Annotated in this window: 1 protein-coding gene; it reads left to right on the top strand. The window is 46.3% G+C overall.

Features of this window, described 5'->3' with window-relative positions; translation table 11 throughout:
* The coding region (locus ACTHUT_RS21990) for a collagen-flanked surface repeat-containing protein (RefSeq protein ID WP_440419943.1) at positions 1-451 on the top strand (451 nt) is incomplete at both ends.

Raw genomic sequence — 451 nt, 5'->3', positions numbered from 1 at the left:
CATACTGTAACAATCAAAGACGGTAACAGTAACACCACCACTACCATCACTACAGACAGTACAACTGTTGCTAAATGTGACACTGGGGCCGACAGGAAGAAAGCTGAAGCCTACGTTGCATACACCGTCAACGGTACCCACACTATAAACATCAAAGACGGTAACGGTAACACCACTACTACCATCATTAAAGATGGTGCAACTGGTGCCGACGGTAAGAACGCTGAAGCCGACGTTAAAGACAACGGCAACGGTACTCATACTGTAACCATCAAAGACGGTAACGGTAACACCACCACTACCATCGTTAAAGAAGGTGCAAATGGTGCTAAAGGTGACACTGGTGCAGAAGGTAGGAACGCTGAAGCCGACGTTAAAGACAACGGCAACGGTACCTACACTGTAACTATCAAAGACGGTAACGGTAACACAACTACTACCATCATTCAAG

Source organism: Neisseria sp. P0022.S010 (assembly GCF_051956635.1).
The sequence above is the reverse complement of the archived record's forward strand: the minus strand, read 5'-3'. Positions and strand labels throughout refer to the sequence as shown.